This window comes from Blautia sp. TM10-2 (assembly GCF_003480845.1).
Classification (GTDB): Bacteria; Bacillota; Clostridia; order Lachnospirales; family Lachnospiraceae; genus Fusicatenibacter; species Fusicatenibacter saccharivorans.
The window spans coordinates 306241-322406 of record NZ_QUJZ01000001.1; the positions used below are offsets into that span (position 1 = coordinate 306241).

11 protein-coding genes and 2 pseudogenes are annotated in these 16166 nt (G+C 54.0%); all 13 read right to left on the reverse strand.

Going from position 1 to position 16166, the window contains the following annotated elements; genetic code table 11:
- Position 1: 1 nt before the first annotated feature.
- Complete coding sequence (locus tag DXD92_RS01660; protein ID WP_118209245.1) at positions 2–3385, reverse strand: YodL domain-containing protein; 3384 nt, start codon at positions 3383–3385, stop codon at positions 2–4.
- 239 nt (positions 3386–3624) lie between these two features.
- Positions 3625–5715 (reverse strand): DNA topoisomerase 3, encoded by a 2091-nt coding sequence (locus DXD92_RS01665; RefSeq protein WP_118209246.1) that lies wholly within the window; start codon positions 5713–5715, stop codon positions 3625–3627.
- Between the two features lie 15 nt (positions 5716–5730).
- Positions 5731–5919, reverse strand: coding sequence for a hypothetical protein (locus tag DXD92_RS01670; protein WP_076776107.1), 189 nt, complete (start codon positions 5917–5919; stop codon positions 5731–5733).
- A complete protein-coding gene (locus DXD92_RS01675; RefSeq protein ID WP_076776106.1) occupies positions 5916–6644 on the reverse strand; it encodes a DUF4366 domain-containing protein in 729 nt (242 codons plus the stop codon). The genes DXD92_RS01670 and DXD92_RS01675 overlap by 4 nt, the downstream gene beginning before the upstream one ends.
- Complete coding sequence (locus DXD92_RS01680) at positions 6637–6915, reverse strand: DUF4315 family protein (protein WP_076776103.1); 279 nt, start codon at positions 6913–6915, stop codon at positions 6637–6639. The genes DXD92_RS01675 and DXD92_RS01680 overlap by 8 nt, the downstream gene beginning before the upstream one ends.
- A gap of 31 nt (positions 6916–6946) precedes the next feature.
- Positions 6947–9055 (reverse strand): C40 family peptidase, encoded by a 2109-nt coding sequence (locus tag DXD92_RS01685; RefSeq protein WP_076776100.1) that lies wholly within the window; start codon positions 9053–9055, stop codon positions 6947–6949.
- Positions 9056–9090: 35 nt separating this feature from the next.
- Positions 9091–10050, reverse strand: a complete 960-nt coding sequence (locus DXD92_RS01690; RefSeq protein WP_076776098.1) for a DNA-methyltransferase — start codon at positions 10048–10050, stop codon at positions 9091–9093.
- Positions 10047–12475, reverse strand: a pseudogene (locus tag DXD92_RS01695) (VirB4-like conjugal transfer ATPase, CD1110 family). Before DXD92_RS01695 ends, DXD92_RS01690 begins: the two are co-directional and overlap by 4 nt.
- Entirely contained in the window at positions 12420–12827 is a 408-nt protein-coding gene (locus DXD92_RS01700; RefSeq protein ID WP_076776092.1) for a PrgI family protein, read from the reverse strand. The pseudogene DXD92_RS01695 and the gene DXD92_RS01700 overlap by 56 nt, the downstream one beginning before the upstream one ends.
- A 178-nt stretch (positions 12828–13005) precedes the next feature.
- Complete coding sequence (locus tag DXD92_RS01705; RefSeq protein WP_118248612.1) at positions 13006–13875, reverse strand: VirB6/TrbL-like conjugal transfer protein, CD1112 family; 870 nt, start codon at positions 13873–13875, stop codon at positions 13006–13008.
- Between the two features lie 19 nt (positions 13876–13894).
- Positions 13895–13978: pseudogene (locus tag DXD92_RS01710) on the reverse strand (Maff2 family mobile element protein); the annotation flags it as partial.
- A gap of 90 nt (positions 13979–14068) precedes the next feature.
- The gene (locus DXD92_RS01715; RefSeq protein ID WP_008394601.1) at positions 14069–15739 is read right to left on the reverse strand and encodes a recombinase family protein; all 1671 of its coding nucleotides are present in this window, start codon (positions 15737–15739) and stop codon (positions 14069–14071) included.
- Complete coding sequence (locus DXD92_RS01720) at positions 15740–15937, reverse strand: hypothetical protein (RefSeq protein WP_002595176.1); 198 nt, start codon at positions 15935–15937, stop codon at positions 15740–15742.
- Between the last annotated feature and the right edge of the window lie 229 nt (positions 15938–16166).

Consider the following 16166-nt stretch of genomic DNA (forward strand, 5'->3'; position numbering starts at 1 on the left):
GTCAGCTCCTTTCCAAGTCCTGTGACTTCTGCTTTGCGTTTTTCTTCTGCGCCTTTTCCTTGTCGGCTCTAAGCTGCGCCCGGATAGAGGGCTTCTTTTCCGGCTTCGCTCCCTTGACGCGCTCCTTGTCGGCTTTGACCGCATTAGCCAGGTCAACAAGGGAAATCGTTTCTCCCGCCTTGACCTTTGCTTCCAGTTCGTCAACGGTAGGGGTGTTGTTGATGATACCGTCAAAGTTGTTGTCGTTCTGCTCTACGGTGTCCTCGACGTGCTTCAAAGGGTTTGCCTTTTCCGGCTGCTCTGCGGCAACGGCAAACGCCCGCGTCCCGTTCCCCATAATCAGATACTTTCCGTCGTCGGATTGATGATGAAAGCCATATCCGGCGGCTTCTATCTGCTCCCGGCTCATGGCGGTTACATGGAAAGTCCCTCTCGATGTTTTGACAGTTTCGCCCGTTTCCAAGTCGTCCGGGGTAAGCTGTTTCTGCTCCTGTAAAAACTCCGGCACTTGCCGGAAACCCGCGCTGTCAACATAGTGCGCCGCGTCCTGTCCGTCCTGATGAAGCACTACCACGTCGGAAACGGAAAGGCTGTGTCCCTTAAAGTCTTTGGGGTGGTCGATATTGAAACGGGTATAAATATCTTCAAGGGAAGTCCCCGGCGCAAGGGGCGCGGAATAGACAAGCTCATAGTTCGCCCTGTCAACCACATTCCCCGCCGCCTGCAGGCGGTCGTAAGGCTCAAAGCGCAAGTCCCTTGTTTCGTCCCCGCCTTTTATCTGGTAAATGGAAAAGGTGTCCTTGTCCGGCTCGGCGGTCTTTGCCGTTTCCTGTGCCTTTGCGTAGAGCTGCTTTACGTCGCCCTCGGTCAGCTCCCCGCTTTTGAGCTGCCCCATAAGCTCGCGGCATTTCTCCGGCGTTCCGGCGAAAAGAACGTCGCCCATTTTCGCCCGCCCGTTCTCCTGTGTCACATAGGCTTGCAAGAGGTAGCTGTTTTCCCGGCTGTCGCCGTAAGGGTTCCGGCGCACTCTGTAAATCGTTTCCGGGGTAAAGGCTTCTTTCGGGGCTGCGTCCGCTTTTTCCTGTGCGCCGGATTTCCCCGGTGCGTCTGCTTCCGGCTCCGGCTTCTCTTTCCCGGCTGTATCTGCCTTTTCCGGGGCTTCCGGCTGCGGCTGCTCCGGCGCGGCTGCCTGTTCCTCTCTGGTGGGCTGCTCCTGTCCGGCGGTTTGCTCCTTGTCCTGTGCCTTTTGCAGTTCCGCAAGATTTTCGTCTATGGAATTGATAATCTCGGCGGCTGCGCTGCGTATCGTTTCAAGGGAGCTTTTCAGTTCGGACAGCTCCCGCCCGCTGCTCCACCCGGCGACGTAGCCGAAAGAGTAGTCCGACGTGTCAAGCCCGTAATGTTGGCAGACGGTATAGGCGACGCTTTCCGCTTCGACTTCGCGGGTGCGGCGGTCAACGCGGGGCTGCTGTTCATCTTTGGGCGCGTTGAGGTCAATGTCGTGCAGCTTCGCATGGGCGATTTCGTGAATGGTGGTCTTTAAGGTCTGCAATTCGCTCATGCCCTCGTTGATAGCAATGCGCTTGTCCTCCAAGTGGTAGTAGCCATGAGAGCCGCCCTCGATATTCTCAAAGGCGATAGGGACGGGGGAAGTCTTTTCAAGGGCTGCGAAAAAATCCTTGTAGCGGTCAACGTCGCCCGTCAGCTCGTCCACCGCAATGTCCGGCAGCTCCTTTCCCTCGGTCTGGGAAACGTCGAAAACAGACACTACCTTGTAGGCGGGTATCTTGATTTCCTTTTCCTCGGTGACGGGCTTTCCGTCCTTGCCGATAATGGGCTTTTGTGTGTGCGGGTCTATCTTCTCCACTTCCTGTCTGATTTTGAACGGCGACGGGGCAATGATTTTAATCCCCTTTTGCCCTTTCATCACGTTGCGCCCGAAATTATTCTTCCAAGCGGAAAAGCCCGCCACAAGGGAAGCGTCCGGCTTCTGCATGGCGATAAGCAGCGTATTGTTGAAGCTGTAATTATGGAATTTTGACATGACGCGCAGATATTCCTTGTAACGCTCGCTGTCAAAGAGTTCCGTAATGCCCTGTTCCAGACGGTCGGTAATCTCTTTGAGCTTTTCGGCGGGCTTCTCGCTCGTCAGCACGATAGGGATAACCGGGCGCGGCTCCTGTGGCTGCTCTGCGGACTGTGCCGTTCTCTGCCCCGGCGCGGCTGCGTCCATTTCTACCTTTGACGGGTCGGGGCGTTCTGCCTGTGGGAAGCTCATTACTTTATACTCTTTGGGAATATCGCTTTCGCGCCCGTTGTACCACTCCGTAAAGGTGTTCTTGTTGTTGTAGATATAGCCCTGGTCGGTAAAGCGTCCCCCGTCATTGATAGCTGCGTCCCGCCCGTATTCCTCATACATGAAATACTTTTTCGCTTCTTCGGGAAGCTCCAATTCGTCCAGCTCGTCGATAAGGTAATAGCCGTAATCTTCCTCGCTCTGTACGGTAGGATAGAGCCAGTAACAATCAAGGTTCTGTGCAAGGTTGATAAGGTCTTTGATGTTCCCGGCGCGTTCCCCAAGCGTCACCGCCGCCGTAAACTTGTCCCTGTCCTCGTCGCTCTGCATTTCCAAGAGCTTCCCCAGATAGTTCAGCTCGTCAATCCCCGCGCTCTGGATAACGGCAAGCGGCACGTCAAAGGGCTGCTGCTCGGTGTTGGCAAATCCATTGATGAAAAAATCCTGTGGGTTGTCTGCGGTAATGCCGACGCTTTCCATAGCCGCGTGAAGCTGCTGCGTTGTAGTCGGCATGGGAAGCCACACGCCGCCCGGTTCGCCTGTTTCAAAGCGGGTGCGGCTGTCAATCAAAATCGAAAACTGCTCGCTCATTTTTTCTCTCCTTTCCTGTTCCATCATGCGGTGCATAAGCTCAAAATCTTCAATGCTCATGCTCCCGTCAAATACATAGGGGTTAAAATCCTCCCCGTCCCGGTAGGGGTTTTCGGAAAAGGGAAGCCCCGCTTCATGGGCGGTGGCTCTTGCTTCCTCGATAACCTCCGGGGGAAGCCTGTCGTCATGCGCCCCGATAAAACCGTCAATATCGTTCATGCTGTTTTCGTAGTGGTAGCGCACTCCGGCGGTCAGCTCGTCAAGGCTCATATCCTCGCCTAAATGCCCGCAATAGTAGCCGTTAAGGATAACGGCGGCGGGGTCGGTGCTTTTGATTTCCTCTAACCGGCTCCTGTCCTCCGGGTAGAGCGTATCGTCCATATCAAGATGAAAATATTCCGCGTTCCATGAACGCCCCTGTTTCCAGAACGCCACCCATGCGATACCGTCCCTAAGCTCGTCCTGATAGTCCTTTACGGTGTCCCGTAAACTTGCCATAGTTGAAAAACCTCCTTTCTCTGGGGCAGCGTCATAAGCTGCATTTTTTGGCTGCATAGCCTACTACGGCACACCCGCATTTCTGCCAAAGTTTTTTGAAGATTTTCAGAGGGTGAAGCCCTCCGCAAAAGAGGGTTTGGGAAACTTCCCAACAAGCAAAATCCCCGTCCGGCGCGTCAGCGTCGTAACGGGGATTTACGGAAGTGGGTACCCGCTTCCTATGCTTGCTATTCCAGTTTTTAGTTCTTCTGCACTTCGATACGGTAGTTGACGTATTTCCCGCCAGTGTCAGCTAAAACGATAGTCCCGTCGTAGGTCTTGCCTGTTTTCGGGGAATAGAGCTTCTTCACATTCGCCTTGCCGGATTTAAGGAGCGCGGCGGCAATCTTCGCGGAAAAAGCGGTCTTGCGTTCCTCAAAGAAACGGTCGTTCTTCCACATGACAAAGGCACATTCCCTGTTGCTGCAATAGTAGTTTTTCTTCCCCTCATGAACGGGGGAACCGCAACGGGGGCATTTCCCGATAGAGGGCTTTTCCTCTCTGAATAAATCCTTTTTCCCGTCCAGTGCTGCGGCGTGTGTCTGCACAAGCTCCCGCGCCATAGCTTCAATGCCGGACAGAAATTCTCCGGGGTCTGCGGCTCCCTTTGCTATCTGCGTCAGATTGCTTTCCCATTCTGCGGTAAGCTGCGGGGAAGTGAGCATATCCGGCAAGATTGATATAAGGGCGGCTCCGTTCTGTGTGGGGATAAGCTGCTTGCCCTTACGCTCCGCAAAGCCGCCCTTTACCAGTTTTTCAATGACTGCGGCGCGGGTGGCGGGAGTGCCAAGCCCCCGGCGTTCCGCGTCCGGGTCGGTGTCCCCGTTCCCGGCGCGTTCCATAGCAGAGAGAAGCGACGCTTCGCTGTGGGGCTTCGGCGGCGTTGTGGTATGCTCCGTTACTTTTGCGGCGGGTTTTTCAAAGCTCTGTCCCTCGGAAAGCTCCGGCAGCGTCACACCCTCATTTTCCCCGTCCTCCGGGTCGGGTTTGCTTTTCAGCGTCGCCCGGTATCTGCGTTCAATCTCTTTCCAACCGTCCGAAAGTACGGTCTTTCCCCTTGCGGTGAAGTCTGTCCCGGCGCATGAGAAAACCGCCGTAACCGCTTCAAAGATATGTGGCTCGGCGGTAGCAGAGAGCAGACGCGCCCCCGCAAGGGTGAGGATATTCCTCTCGCTTTCCGGCAGCGCGGCAAGTTCTGTCTTTGCAAGCTCCATAGTGGGAATGATTGCGTGGTGGTCTGATACTTTCTTGCTGTCTAATACCTTTGCAATCCCCGGTGTGAAGCCCACGCCCGCCATAAAGGGGAGCTTTTCACAAAGCAGCGTGATAATGCCCGCTGCGGTATCGCCCATGTCGTCGGTGAGGAAGCTGCTGTCCGTCCTCGGATAAGTCAACAGCTGCTTTTCATAAAGGGCTTGTGCAAGGTCAAGGGTCTGCTTCGCGGTGTAGCCGAAAATGCGGTTCGCTTCCCGCTGCAAAGAGGTAAGGTCAAAGAGCTTTGGCGGGGCTGCGGTTTTCTTCTCTCTGGTGAGGGAAACGCATACCGCCTTTCCCGCTTCGCAAGCCCCTTTCAGCGCGTCGGCTTCTGCCTTGTCGGAAATCCTCTCGCTTGCCGCTTCCGCGCCGGATAAGTCAAGACGCACATGGTAATATTTCTCTTTCTGGAAATGGGAGATAGCCGCGTCCCGGTCGGTGAGCATTTTCAAGGTCGGGGTCTGGACGCGCCCCACGTTCAAGGTCTTTCCATACAGGCATGAGAAAAGCCGGGTGGCGTTAATGCCGATAAGCCAGTCAGCCTTTGCGCGGCAGAGGGCAGACGCAAAGAGCGCGTCATATTCCCGCCCGTCTTTGAGGGAAGCAAAGCCCGCCTTGATTGCCCCGTCCTCCATTGAGGAAATCCACAAGCGGCGCATGGGCTTCTTGCAGCCCGCCACTTCGTAGACAAAGCGGAATATCAATTCTCCCTCGCGCCCCGCGTCGCAAGCGTTCACCACTTCCGAAACGTCGGTGCGGTGCATAAGCTCCTTTAAGGTCGCAAACTGCTTCCCCTTGTCCGGGTCAACGGCGTACTGCCATTCCTCCGGCAGAATGGGTAAGCTGTCAAGCTGCCATTTCCTGTACTGCTCCCCGTAGGCGGCGGCTTCCGCAAGCTGTACCAAATGCCCGACGCACCATGAAATGAGGTAGCCGCCGCCCTCGATATATCCGTCCTGTTTTCCCTTAACGCCAAGCGCGGCGGCGATAGTCTGCGCCACGCTCGGCTTTTCTGCAATCACAAGTCTAAGTGCCATGAAAAAATCCTCCTTTCAGCGTTCCGGCGCGGTATGCTTCTTCTCCTGTGCCTGTTTCAGACAATAGCCGATACAGGGGGATTGCGCCTTATAAGGGCAGCGCATACACGCCGGGGATTTTGGAACGGGCGGCGCATTGTCACGCCGCCCGGTGGGTCTTTGTATCATCATTCTTTCTAAAGGGTTCTCGGTGAAAAGCGTCATGCGTCCCTGTCCTCCGCTTCTTCATCTTCGGGAACGTCCAAGCCCTCCCCGTCGTCCGGCTCCGGCTCGTCCTCGTCGTAGTCGTCAAAGTTGAAATCTTCAAGGTCGGTGCCGCCCTTGACGCTCTGCTTCGGCTTCATAAACTTAAAATAGTAGAGTGCGCCCCCGCCGCCAAGAAGTGCCACGACAAGGAAAAGCACAAGCCCGCCCGTATTGCTTTTCTCTTTGGGCTGCTCCGGCGGTTCCTCGGTTTCCGGCTCCGCTTCCTTGCCGCTGCAAGCGGTCATGTTGTCCTTGCAGACGGGGCAGCTCACATTCACTTTCCCGGCCTCGCATTTATCGGTGCAACTGCAAACAGCGGGCGGGGCTGCTGTTTCGGTGCTTCCGTCCTCCATGAGTGCCATAAGGTCGGCTTCGTCCACTTGATTAAGGAAATGTACGGTGTTCTCGCCCTCGTCGTCCCGGTCAATGAGGATATAGAAGTAATTGCCGTTTTTGGTCGTCACTGTGATAAGCTGCTTGTTGCCGCCGAAATCGTCTACAAGGGTCGCGTTCCCGTCCGGGGTAAGGGGTTCTTCCTTTTGGGGTTCCTCATAGACAACGCCGCTGTCGTCGGTGGCGTCCTCGCCCTCCGGGGTCTGTGCAAAGGCGGTGACGGAAAAGCCGCCCGTCAGCATGAGGGCGGCGCAGAGTGCGGTCAAGGTTCTAAGGATTTTCTTATTCATTCTCGGTGTCCTCCATTTCTTCGGTGTCGTGGTCTGCGGGTTCTGCGGGGTAGCCCGGCGCGGATTCCATGCCCGGAATACCGCCGTCTTTCAGCATAGCGGAAAGCTCATGCGGGGAAAGGCGCATGGAGCGCACAAGCTGTACGATTTGCAGATTTTCCGCTTCGGTTTTCTGCGCTTCAAGCCCCCTTAATTTATTCTGGTACTCGGTGATTTTCTCGCGGGTCTTTGCAATCTCCTTGTCGATACGTTCAATCTTATTCATAGCCATAAATCAATTTCTCCTTTCAGATTTTCAGTTTTTAGTTCCAATTCATTAAGCCGTAGCCCTTGATACAGCCATAGTCAACGGGATAGCTCTTTATCTTGCAAGCGTCGCCGGAATTGCCCTCGACGGTATAGACGCGCTCCCCGTCAGTCCCGATAACAAGCCCTACATGGTCTGCGCTCCCGTCCCCGTCCCAGTCGAAAAAGATAGCGTCGCCGGGGGCGATATTCGCATAGCCCCTCGCACCCCATTGCCCGCGTGACTGGAACCACGGTACGCCCTGTGACTGGCACCCGGCAAAGCGCGGCTCCGATAGCCCCGCCTGTCCGTAGCACCACGAAACGAAACAGGCGCACCATTCCACGCGGCTGTTGAAGCCGTACCAGCTCCAATAAGGCCGCCCGCCCACGTTTCCGGCCTGCCGCTTCGCAAGCTCTACAATGGCGGTGTTGCCGGGGCGTGTGCCGTTCACAAGCTGTACGCCGCTTAAATCCTCGGACGCGCCCGTATCGGGAGAACCGCCGCCGAAAATCAGCGGCTTGTTGCCGCTTGTTTCCAGATAGACGCGGTACATTTCAAGCTGCTCCGGCGTAAGAAGTTCCTCCGCAATCTCGGAAACAGGCTTGTTTGTCAGCTTCACGTTGAGAATGTAATAGTTATAGGCAACGTCAACCTCGTATTCGTAGGTTTCCGTAGAGGTTTCTCCCGTTTCCGGGTCGGTGACGGTGCGTGTGCCTGTGCGGGTTTCCGTCCTGTGGCGCACTTCGATTTCTTCCGTCAGCGTCAAAGTGTACTGCATATCAAAGACGCGGTTTATTTCTGCCTGTGCGCTCTGCGGGGTGTAGGTCTGGAAAAGCGCGGTGAGGTAGGACGCTAATTCATGGGGGTTATGCCCGATACTGTCAAGGTCATAGCGGTATTCGTCATAGCCCGGATTGTCGCGCTCGATATTGTCAATCCGCTGCTGAAGCTCGTTTTCCTTTGCGGCGTAATTGTTCTCCGTCGCCACAAGGTCGCTGTCCTCCGACGTGTAGGAAGTCCCGACAATGCCGTTCATCAAGCCGGAGAACATAGAGCCGCAAGAGGAAAGCCCCGCCGAAATCATAATGAATAAGAGCAGCGCGGCAACGGCGATACAAACGCCCGCCGGGTGCCTTGCCACAAACGCCGCCGCTTTCTTTGTTTCCTCGGCTGTTTTCTTCGCTGCCTTGCGGGTGTTCTCTGCGGCTTTCTGTGCCGTTTTTGCGCCGTTTTTCCTTGCCGCCTTTGCATACTGCCGCTTGATTTGCTGCTTCTGCATGAAGCGGGAAAGGGGGTTGCCCCCAATCTGCGGATTGTCATGTAGGGCTTTGTGGTACTGGAAATCCACATTCGCCTTGAACGCCGCTTTCTCTGCCTTTGCTGCCGCCCGGTAGGGTTTGAGCTTGTGGCTGCGGTAGCCCTCCTTGACTTTCCGCGCCCCGTACTTTGCGCCGCGTTCTGCCAGTTCTTCGGATTTGTGCGCCCCCTCAACGCCGGAATTGTCCTTTTCAACGGAATGTATTTTGTTGTGGACGAAAATACCCGCTTCCTGTGCGGGGCGGGATAGCGGGTTATTGTGGGGCTTGTTCTTTCCTATGGGCTTTTCCCGTTCCTCAAAGCGTAGGCGGGTCTTGCCTTTCCCGGTGGCTTCGTCAAAGGTGCGCTCCCCCACAAGTTTCTTTTCTTTGGGGATAGCTGCCTTTGCCGCGTCCAGACGGTCGGCTGCTTTGTCCGATTTTCGGATATACTTTTCAAGCTCCGGCGTTGCCCGTTCTTCCTCGGTAAACTGCAAGCGGGAAGTACGGGTGCGGGCTTCGGCTTCTGCCTGTGCTTTCCTCGCCGCCTTTTTGCTCGTCTTTCTGGTATGCGCCCCGTCGATATGCTCCATGACGCGCTCGGCTGCGGCGGTGTCCTGTTCCCGTTCTGCCCCCGGCGCATGGGGAAGCGTCGGCGCGTCGGCTGTGGGCGCGGGAGCTGTGCCGCCCGGTAGGGGCTGCGCTGCCTGTTCCGGCTGCTGCGGGGCGGCTTCCTTTCTGGTAAGGTCAGCGTCCCTTATGCGGTTGCTGATACGCTTCTTCTTGCCTGTGGCGGCGTTTACCTCAACGGCTCCCTCGCGGGTCATTTTCTGCGTGACTTTCTCACGCGCTTTATACTGTTTTATTTTTCTGTCCCTCCAATCCGCGCCCTTGCAAGGGCGCAATATTCGGCGTTTATCTCAATGCCTATATAATGCCTGTGAAGCTGCTTTGCGGCTGCCCCCGTCGTGCCGCTGCCGAAAAAGGGGTCAAGCACAACGCCGCCTTTCGGACAGCCCGCCTTGATACAGGTTTCGGCTAACTTCGGCGGGAACGCGGCGAAATGCCCGCCCTTGTAGGGAACGGTATTGATAAGCCACACGTCCCGCCTGTTCCGCATGGTCGGCATGAGGGCTTCGTCGTAGTAGCTGCCGCTCCTTGCCCGGTTAAGCCCCTGTACTTTCCCCTGTCCGGGTACTTCGTCCGCATATTTCTGTCCCGCGCTGCGCCCGGTGCGGTACCGCGCCGCCGTTGTAGGGGCTAACGGCTCGGCTATGGCGGCTGCGTCATAGAAATACTTCTTTGACTTCGTAAGCAGAAAGATATGTTCATAGCAGCGGGTAGGGCGGTCTTTCACGCTCTCCGGCATGGGGTTCTCTTTCTGCCAGATAATATCGCTCCTTAAATACCACCCGTCAGCGCGTAGGGCAAAAGCCAAGAGCCACGGAATACCGATTAAGTCCTTTTGCTTGCAGCCCGCCGCCTGTCTTGCGATTGATACGGCTTGACCGTTCCTCCCTCTGGGGTTCTTCGGGTCTGCATGGTAGCCTTTATTCCCTGTGCCGCAGTAGGTGTCCGCGATATTCAGCCAGAAAGTACCGTCGGTACGCAGTACCCGGCGCACTTCGCGGAAAACTTCGGTAAGCCTGTCAATGTACTGCTCCGGCGTGTCCTCCCGCCCAATCTGTGCGTCAAGCCCGTAATCCCTAAGTGCGTAGTAGGGCGGGCTTGTGACGCAACAGTGTACGCTTTCCTCTGGAAGCTCCCGCAAGGCATAGAGCGCGTCCCGGTTGATAATGGTGTCTATGTTCAGCTCTGTCATGCTTCGCCCACTTCCTCCGGCTTCGTCGTCATTACCCGGTAAAGCTCGGTATCTTTCGGGAAGCGGTCTACAAAGGGCAGCACCACGTTCCCGTAGAAGATAAGCCCCTCGCCCGCTTCGGTGTGGGTGACATACTTCATCTGCTGCGGGGAAATGTTTAACTGCTTCGCAAGGATAGCCCGGTCGCCCGCCGCCTGATTGAGCATGAGGACAAAATCAGAGTTTTCAAAGATATTCTCCACTTCGCGGGAAGCAAGCAAATCTTTGACGTTCTGCGTAATGGCTGTGGGTATGCCGCCCCATTTACGGAAACGCTTCCAAATCTCCACGCTGTACGCGGCGGTCTGTTCCTCTTTCAAGAGAAGATGAAATTCGTCCATGTAGTAGCGGGTGGATTTCCTCTCTGCCCGGTTGATAGTGACGCGGTTCCATACCTGGTCTTGCACAATGAGCATACCTAACTTTTTGAGCTGCTTCCCAAGCTGCTTGATGTCAAAGCAGACAAGGCGGTTTGAAAGCTCTACATTCGTCCTGTGGTTAAAGACGTTAAGGCTCCCGGAAACATACAGCTCCAACGCCGACGCGATACGCGCCGCTTCCGGTTCCGGCTGCTTCAAAAGCTCGTCGTAGAGGTCGCCCAAGATAGGCATTTTCTCCGGGTCGGGGTCTGCAAGGAAAGGACGGTACACGTTCCTAACAGCGCGGTCAATGACGGTCTTATCGACGGGCTGCAAGCCCTCCTTGCCGCCTATGACAAGCTCGCAGAGGGAGAGGATAAAGTCGGATTTCAGCGCAAGCGGGCTGTCGTCCTCGGAATAGTTGAGGTTAATATCCATAGGGTTCACATACTGGGGCTTCCCGTCAATGCCCTTGCCCGTAGGCGACAAGCGTATCACTTGCCCGTCAAGCCGCTGCACAAGGGAAAAATACTCTGCTTCCGGGTCGCAGATGATAATGTCGTCGTCCGTAATGAGGAAAGCGTTTGCCATTTCCCGTTTGGCTGCAAAGGATTTCCCGCTTCCCGGCGTCCCCAAGATTAAGCCGTTGGGGTTTTTTAGCTGCTTGCGGTCGCAGAGTATCATGTTGTTAGACAGGGCATTTAAGCCGTAGTACAACGCCGCGCCTGTGTGATAAAGGGGATAAAGATAGCTGTGCTTGACGTGGTAAGCCCCCGCTGTATGGGGATAAGGTTCTCCCCAAGCGGTACAGAGGACATAAGCCCCGCTTCCTGTTGGTAGTCAAGGCGGGTGAGGGCGCAGTTGTTCTTCTGTGCAATGCCCGCCGCCGCGAACACGTCATTTTCCAGTTTCCGCTTCGTATCTGCCATGTTCACCACAAGGAACGTCAAAAGGAACATTCTTTCATTCCGGCTCTGCAAGTCCTGTAAGAGGTTCTTCGCTTCGCTGCCGAATGTGGCAAGGTCGGACGGTATAATATCCATGTCATAGCCGCTGCGTACCGCTTTCTTCTGTTCCTCAATTTTCATTTTGTCAAGGTCGGTAATCTTGCGCTTGATTGTCTTTATGGCTTCGGTCTGGTCGATACTGTGGATATGCAGATTGACGATAACGCCCGTTTCCAAGTCCAGTATGTCGGATAAGATACGGTCGTTTAATTCCGGGGCAAGGATTTCAAGGAATGAAACCGCGCCGATTTTGCGCCCCATGCGGAAGTAACGCCCCTCGCCAAAACGGAAAGAGGACGGGGCGATAAAGTCCTTTGTGGAAAGCCCAGACGGGGCAAGCCATGAAAAATCAAAGGCAAACTGCCCGCCCTCCGGGTGGAAAATCCCATGCAGCATTTTAAGGCGTTCATAGCCTGTCATGGGGTGGGCAGACACGCCCAAGAGCTTGAAGTTGTTCAGTACGTCCGTTTCGATACGGGCAAGGCGGGATTTCGCCGCGCCCAGACTGTCGGCTTCAATGGCAAAGGTGATATATTTTGCTTTGACAAGCCCGTTGTTGCCTTTTGCAAGCTGGTTTTTGAGCATATCCCGGTATTCGCTGCGGATAGAGTTGAAAGCGTCGTCCTGTGCCGGGATATGGATAGATTTCTCCGCTTCGCCCCGCTGCGTCCCCTGATTGATGAAAGAGAGCTGCACCGAAACGGAAGCGTCAAAGTAGTTGAGGAAGTCGCACCAGTTTTCAAAAATGGCGGTCTTGTCGTCTGCCTGTGCAAGCTGATAGTTAATATCTTCAAAGGCTATGGTCTTTGAGTATTTCCGTTCCGTAACCTTGCAGATACCGTCCGGGTACATCTGGATATAGGGGATTGTCTGCTGCGCGGTGTGCGCTTTCCCGTCGCCCTTTGCCTGTCTGATGATTTCCGCAATCTGTTTCTTTTCGGCGCGGGTGAGCTTGTGGGGCGGGTTAGCCTTTGCAGGCGCGTTTCCCGCCACGCTGTTTCTTCGTGTTTCCTTTTGCAATCGCTGATACCTCCTTTTCAAGTTTTCGCTGCCGTTCAAGGTCAGCATATAGATTTTCAGTCCTGTATGGTCGTTCCTTTGGGGCTATGAATTTCGTCCGTATGATGTTCCTCACCACCACTTCAAGGGGCTGTCCATGCTTCTCATACATGGCAAAGAGGAAACAGGGCAGCATGACCGCAATCATAGCCATAGACGCAAGGCTTGTGCCTGTGCTGTCTTTGAGCAGAAAGAAAAGCGGCAAACCTATAATGAGAGCCGCCGCAAAACATACAATCTGCCGTTTGGTAAGGTTGAACGCTACTTTTGTCTTGACTTTGGATAAGTCTTTGGGTACGGGTACATACGCCAAGTGAAAACCTCCTTTCGTTATGTTTTGTGTTGCTGTAACTTCCCATAGGGGCAATCAAGGCAAAGGTCAATTTCTGCCCTTTGCCCGTCCCTATTCTATGGGGTTTTTCCCGCGTCAAGGTCGGGTAGTATTTTCGCCGCTTTGCTCTGAAAATCTCCACCCTACCCTTGACACGCCGCTAATGCGCGGAGAAAATCGACTTCGCCAGTGCGCCGGATTTGAACAGGGAGAAACAGAGGATAACGGTATAGGCTGCAAGGGAGAATATCGCGCTGTGCAGGTTGTCCGCTATTATCATGTTGTTCACCAATACGGCGTAAATGCCGACGCATATCATTATGAGGAAGCCTTGAAAGCCAAGGGCGAACAGGGATTTTAGGTAGTTGTTTCCTATCTGTCCCCATTCCCGGTTAGTGAATGTTGCAAACGGGATAGGCGATACCGAACAGTAAAGGTAAATCTCTATCATGCGCCCGTAGAGGATAACGGTTATCAGTACGGACATTATCTTCATGCACAAGCTCACAAGGCTTGTTTCCATGACAAGTAAGAGCAGTTCGGGGATTTCCATAGCGTCAAGCCCGCTCTGCATGGAAGCAAGGGCGGCGGCAACATCAATATTTGTGCTGCCGCCGATTACCCCCGCCGCGCCGGAAACAACGTGCTGCGCCATATCGAACACCGCCATAGTGATGTCAAAGGTATGCGTCACAAGGTAGACTGCGACGTAAGCCTTGAATACCCACTTGAAGAACATGGAAGTGTCAACGTCGTGCATATTGTTCTTTTCCGTTACCATGCTGATAAGCTCATAGCATAGGACGTAGGTAATGACAAGCCCCGCAATGGGTACGATTACATTCTCCGATAGTGTGCGTATCATGGAGAAGATACCCGCGTTCCACCCTTGCGGGGTCTGCCCTACCTCTGCGGCGATAGTGCCGACTTTCTCGTTCACGTCCCCGAACATAGTTGACAGATTACCGTTTATGGCTCCTATGAGGATTTCCTTTATCCATTCGTTAATCGCGTCAAGTATGCTCTGCATAAGCCTTTACCCGCGCTTCTTAACCGAACAGGCCGGAAAGCAGCGGTACAAGGGTCATGCCGATAAGGGCAACGCCGCCGCCCGCCATGAGCTGTTTTATCCCCAATTAGGTGTAAAACTCTGCTCGATGGCGGGCGGCGGCGTACAAAAAATCTATATGGTGTTTTTAAGAGAACCGTCCCGGCGGGACAGGTCAGGCAGTGACCTGTTCCACCTCCGGGATGGGTTTGAGATTAAAATGAATTTCGATAGAAATGTGTCTTGTTTTATCTTCGTCAATGCGCTCATGCACGACGATTTCTTTGATTAAGCGGTTGAGGGTGGCTGCGTCCAACTCTGTGATGTTGGCATATTCCTGAATGGCTTCCACCCATTGTTTTGCGTCATTGGCAAGCTGGACTTCATCGGACAGCCGCTTTCTGCCCTCGGACACTTTTGTTTTAAGTTCCGTCTGCTCGGTCTGTGTCTTTTCCAGCATGGTGTTGAAGTTCTGCTCACTGATACGCCCTGCAATCATATCTTCATAAAGCCGCATTACCATTTTGTCCAGAACCTCAATCCGTTCCTCGTCCCTTGTAAGGGAGCGTTCCATTGCTTCCCGCTGTTCCCGCTGCTCGGCTTCACAGGTATTGGTCAGGCGGTCAGCAACCGCTTTCCCGTCCATCAGGGCAGCTCTGGCACATTCCCGGATTTTCCGCAGCACATGACTGTAAAGGGTGTCATAATCAATCCGGTGCTGGGTGCAGTGGTTCTTTCCAAAGGCATTGTAGGTCTTGCAGGAGTAAATCTGCTGGGGATGTTTTGCGTTTGTGTAGCGTACCGTCAGAGACTTCCCACACTCGCCGCATTTTATCAGTCCGGCAAACAGGCTGATTTCATTGGTCTGCCCCGGACGCTGGCGGGATTTCAGCTTGTTCTGCACAATGTCAAAGCTCATGCGGTCAATCAGCGGTTCATGCTGTCCTTCCACTACAATCCAGTCCTCCGGCTTCTTTTCCCCAATCGTGCCGATTTTGAAACGGTAGTCCTTTTTCTGGGAAGCAATCGCCCCAGTGTAAACGGGATTCATCAAAAGGTCTTTGATAACGGAAAAGTCCCACATATACCGCCCGTTTTCCGGGTCTTTCTTTTCCCATTTGGTGCGGGTATTGCGAAGCCCCCGTTCCCGGTTCCACCATGTGGGGCAGGGGATTTTTTCTTCCTCCAGCCGTCTGCGGATATAGTTCGGACCATGACCGTTTAGGGCATATCCGAAAATCAGCCGCACAATCGGGGCGGTTTCCTCGTCAATGAGCAGATGGTTTTTGTCCTCCGGGTCTTTCCGATACCCAAACGGGGCAAGACACCCGGTAAACTGTCCTTTCTGCGCTTTCAGAAGATAAGAGGAATGGACTTTCTTGGAAATATCCTTGCTGTACATCTCGTTCAGGATATTCTTGAACGGGGCGATGTCGTTGTTATCCCGCAGGGTGTCGATACCGTCATTCATGGCGATATAGCGGACACCGTTTCTTGGGAAAAAGTCCTCAATCAAATGCCCTGTTTGCAAATAGTTACGCCCCAGTCGGCTGAGGTCTTTCGTGATGACAAGGTTGATTTGCCTGCGCTCAATGGCTCTCAACATTCTCTGTAAATCAGGACGCTCCATATTAAGACCTGTGAAGCCATCGTCCTGATAGACTGCCACAACCTCCCATCCCTGCTTTTCGCAGTATTTTTCCAGCATATCACGCTGGTTTGCGATACTGGCACTTTCGCCTTGCAGGTCATCGTCCTTTGACAGCCTGCAATAGACCGCCGCACGATAGCCCCCGGCAAGTGCTGAACCGATTGTTCTGTATTCCATTTCGTTCATCATAGCCATTTACCCACACAATCCAGACGGTATCTGGCTCTGTTGAACCTCATCTTCATTATACTTCAAATCTTTCTTTTTAGCAAGATATTCTTTTGTATTTGTTTTGCCGTATTTCTGGGAAATCAGGCTGACGAACACATCGGTGGCGTCCAGTTCCCCGTCAAATACGGTTGTCACTTCAATCTTGGTCTTATTTTTCGCCATAGGCAGTTATCCTCCATACATGAAAATAGCCAGACAGAGAACGGTCGGCAACGAAGTCCGGCAACGGGCTTCAAAAGACCTTGCAAACAATCTCAATCTGGCGTTGATTACTATTTATACTTTTCTTTTATTTTTCTGTTGTTTTGGTTGTCAGAGAGGGAAAAAGCCCGGAAATAAGGGATTTTCCCCGGCAACCGGCTCGGCAACGGGATAGCAACGAAGTCGGCAA

Coding starts and splice junctions, on each gene's coding strand:
- DXD92_RS01690 (WP_076776098.1), bottom strand. CDS start 10,050: ATGACAGAGCTGAACATAGACACCATTATCAACCGGGACGCGCTCTAT.
- DXD92_RS01680 (WP_076776103.1), bottom strand. CDS start 6,915: ATGGCTATGAATAAGATTGAACGTATCGACAAGGAGATTGCAAAGACC.
- DXD92_RS01705 (WP_118248612.1), bottom strand. CDS start 13,875: ATGCAGAGCATACTTGACGCGATTAACGAATGGATAAAGGAAATCCTC.
- DXD92_RS01660 (WP_118209245.1), bottom strand. CDS start 3,385: ATGGCAAGTTTACGGGACACCGTAAAGGACTATCAGGACGAGCTTAGG.
- DXD92_RS01670 (WP_076776107.1), bottom strand. CDS start 5,919: ATGACGCTTTTCACCGAGAACCCTTTAGAAAGAATGATGATACAAAGA.
- DXD92_RS01675 (WP_076776106.1), bottom strand. CDS start 6,644: ATGAATAAGAAAATCCTTAGAACCTTGACCGCACTCTGCGCCGCCCTC.
- DXD92_RS01720 (WP_002595176.1), bottom strand. CDS start 15,937: ATGGCGAAAAATAAGACCAAGATTGAAGTGACAACCGTATTTGACGGG.
- DXD92_RS01685 (WP_076776100.1), bottom strand. CDS start 9,055: ATGACCCGCGAGGGAGCCGTTGAGGTAAACGCCGCCACAGGCAAGAAG.
- DXD92_RS01665 (WP_118209246.1), bottom strand. CDS start 5,715: ATGGCACTTAGACTTGTGATTGCAGAAAAGCCGAGCGTGGCGCAGACT.
- DXD92_RS01715 (WP_008394601.1), bottom strand. CDS start 15,739: ATGGCTATGATGAACGAAATGGAATACAGAACAATCGGTTCAGCACTT.